The organism is Bradyrhizobium sp. PRIMUS42, from assembly GCF_023006515.1.
Taxonomy (GTDB): Bacteria; Pseudomonadota; Alphaproteobacteria; order Rhizobiales; family Xanthobacteraceae; genus Bradyrhizobium.
In genome coordinates this window covers 1-3,040 of record NZ_JALBGZ010000730.1, presented here as the reverse complement: position 1 = coordinate 3,040, position 3,040 = coordinate 1, and the positions used below count along the sequence as shown (strand labels likewise).

Genomic DNA, 3,040 nt, shown 5'->3' with positions numbered 1-3,040 from the left:
GGCCTTCGGCTTCGCCGCGGCGCTCTCGGCGATTGCGGTGGTACTGCTCTCCGGCATCTTCGAACCTGCCCGCGCGCCGGCGCCGCGGCGCCATCCGTTCCAGGACATCCGCGAAGGCGCGGCCTTCGTGTTTCACCATCCGCTGCTGCGGCCGGTGTTCATCACCCAGTTCATCTTCAATACCGGCTGGTTCCTGCAGATCGCCGTGTTCGTGCCTTATGCGGTGCGTCATCTCGGCCTGACCGCCGCCGGCGTCGGCACGGTGCTGACCATGTACGGCGTCGGCATGGTGATCGGCGCGCTGCTCGCGACACGCGTGATGCAGCGCGTCGCGTTCGGCACCGTCGTCGGCCTCGGCCCGGTCACGGGCTTCGTTGCAGCCGTGGTGATGGCGCTGACGGTGCTGGTCCCCTCACCCTGGCTCGCGGCGTTGAGCTTCTTCCTGCTCGGCGTCGGGCCGATCCTGTGGGTGATCTCGACCACGACACTGCGCCAATCGGTGACGCCGCCGCGCCTCCTCGGCCGCGTCTCCGCCATCAACATCATGAGCTACGGCGCCCGTCCGCTCGGCTCGGCGCTAGGCGCGGTCGTCGGCGGCCTCTGGAGCGCGGAAGCGTGCCTCTATCTCGCCGCCGCCGTGTTCGGCGTGCAGGCGCTGGTGATCTGGCTGTCGCCGGCGGTGGCGCTGGACCGGCAGCCGGACATGGTGGGGGATGAGGTGGCGGCACGGTGTTAGGCACAGCCGTCATTGGGAGGAGCGTAGCGGCGAAGCAATCCAGAATCTTTCCGCTGAGGGATACTGGATTGCTTCGCTGCGCTCGCAATGACGGAGTGTGTTGGGGCCGCCCGGCTAACTCGCCAGATAGCGCTCGTAGCTTCCCGTCACCGGCTCGCTCGCATCGACCTCGGGATCGAGCGTGTAGAGATCCTGCGCGCGGCCGATGCCGCGCAGGGCGTAGCGGCCGGTGGAGACGAGATAGCGCCGCCCAGCGGCATCCAGGCCCTTGTAGAACTCCGCGGAGGCCAGCAACTCGCGGTCGACCGAACGGCTCATCGAGGCGATGCGGCTGACCTCGTTGACGGTCGGGCCGACCACCGTGAAGTCGAGCCGGTCCTCGCTGCCGATATTGCCGTAAAAGACCTGGCCGACATGCAGGCCGATATAGGCTGACGTGGTGGGACGGCCATCGGCCTCGCGCCGCTTGTTCAGCGCCGCGACGTTCTTGCGGAACAGGTGCTCGGCGCGAAGCGCCGCGCGCCGTGCGTCGGCCATGTCCTCGCCCCAGAACATCGCGAGCACGCCGTCCCCGATCAGCTTGAGCACGTCACCGCCGGCATCGTGGATGGCGTCGATCACGGCCTGCGCATAATCGTTGAGGAACGGGATGATCTCGTCAGGGCCGATGCTCTCGCTGATCCCGGTCGAGCCGCGCAGGTCCGAATACCACAGCACGGCGTTGATGCGCTCGGTCACGCCGCGCGAGATGCGCCCGCGCAGCACCTGCTCGGAGGCATCGCGGCCGAGATAGACGCGGCCGAGCGTGCGCACGATGTCGACCTGCTGCGCCGACTTGATCGCGAGCCCCAGCACCGGCACGAGGTCGCGCAGCGCTTCCAGCTCGGCTTCGCTGAATCCACTGTCGCGCCGCGTGGTCCAGCAGGAGTAAAGACAGTCCATCAGGCCGAGCGCGCCGTTCTCGCCGAAGCGATGCACGAAGGCGAGATAATGCTTGTGACCCTTCTCGGCGAGCTCGCCGATCTGCGAGAAATCCATCGATGGCGCGTCGGCGAGATCGATCACCATCTCGTCGTCGCCGTTCTCGAGCATGTGGAAGAACACCGAGCGGCGCCAGCTCTTGGCGGCGTCACCGTCGGCGGTCGAGCCGTATTCGAACGCGTCGCTCTCGTTGCTGGCACGGTCGCTCCAGCGAAAGCCGCGGCCCTCATAGATCGGATGCAGCGTGTCGATCACGACGAGCCCGCGCGACAGGTCCAGCCCTTCGGCGCAGCAGCGCTCGCAGAAGCCGCGGAGCAGTTCGTTTTCGGGGAGGCCCGTGAGCCCCTGGCCGGTGAGCCAGTTCATCAGCGCAAGGCGCGAGGTCAATTGCATGCGCCATTATGGCGTGCATTCGTGACGAGCGGAAGGCCACGCGCGAACCTCGTGCATCCGAGGCTCCCGCCCACAGCAGGTCGAATATGCCGCAGCCGGTGTTGACGCGCTATCATGCCGGCTGCAAATGGAACCGATGACAACGCCGACCACAAATACAGGAATATGAGCCAGCGCCAGCTTCCGATCATCCTGGCGCTCGGCACCACGCAGACGCTGGCCTGGGCGTCCAGCTATTATCTGCCGGCGCTGATCGCCGATCCCATGGCGCGCGACCTCGGCGTCTCCTCCAACTGGATCTTTGGCGCGTTCTCGGCCTCGCTGGTGATCTCGGCGATGCTCGGCCCGCGCATCGGGCGGCAGATTGATCTCGTCGGCGGCCGGCAGGTGCTGTCGGCCTCGAACCTGACGATTGCCGCCGGCCTCGCGCTGCTTGGCTTCGCGCACTCCGTCCCGGTGATGGTGTTCGCCTGGCTCGTGCTCGGCATCGGCATGGCCATGGGGCTCTACGACGCCGCCTTCGCCGCTCTGGGCCGCATCTACGGCACCGAGGCACGCGGGCCCATCACCGGCATCACGCTGATGGCGGGCTTTGCCTCCACTGTCGGCTGGCCCCTCACCGCCTGGGGCCTCGCCCATATCGGCTGGCGCGAGACCTGCTTTGCCTGGGCGGCCGCCAACATCCTGATCGGCCTGCCGCTCAACTTCTTCATGCTGCCAGTGATCAAGGGCGCCAGGCAGGCGGCGGCCACGGCCGAGAAGCCGCATCTGCCGCTCGACCGCACCATGCTCCTGCTCGCCTTCATCTTCGCGGCGGTCTGGACCGTCACCGGCGCCATGGCCGCGCATTTTCCGCGTATCCTGGAGACGACAGGGGCCACGCCGGCCGAGGCGATCGCGGCCGGCGCATTGATCGGCCCGGCCCAAGTC

At 67.6% G+C, this 3,040-nt stretch carries 3 protein-coding genes; 2 read left to right on the top strand and 1 reads right to left on the bottom strand.

Features of this window, described 5'->3' with window-relative positions:
* Positions 1–736: MFS transporter (locus MOV75_RS32680; RefSeq protein ID WP_247007385.1), on the top strand; the 736-nt coding region annotated here is incomplete at its 5' end.
* Positions 737–850: 114 nt separating this feature from the next.
* Here MOV75_RS32680 and MOV75_RS32675 read toward each other — a convergent pair.
* Positions 851–2,110 carry an adenylate/guanylate cyclase domain-containing protein gene (locus tag MOV75_RS32675; protein ID WP_246930482.1) on the bottom strand — a complete coding sequence of 420 codons (1,260 nt, stop codon included), beginning with the start codon at positions 2,108–2,110 and terminating at the stop codon, positions 851–853.
* 165 nt (positions 2,111–2,275) lie between these two features.
* On the opposite strand from MOV75_RS32675, the gene MOV75_RS32670 reads away from it, so the two are divergent.
* Positions 2,276–3,040 (top strand): MFS transporter (locus MOV75_RS32670; protein WP_247007387.1); only part of this gene is annotated, 765 nt, incomplete at its 3' end.

Excerpts from the sequence above, each read along its gene's own strand:
- MOV75_RS32675 (WP_246930482.1), bottom strand. The coding sequence starts at position 2,110 with ATGCAATTGACCTCGCGCCTTGCGCTGATGAACTGGCTCACCGGCCAG.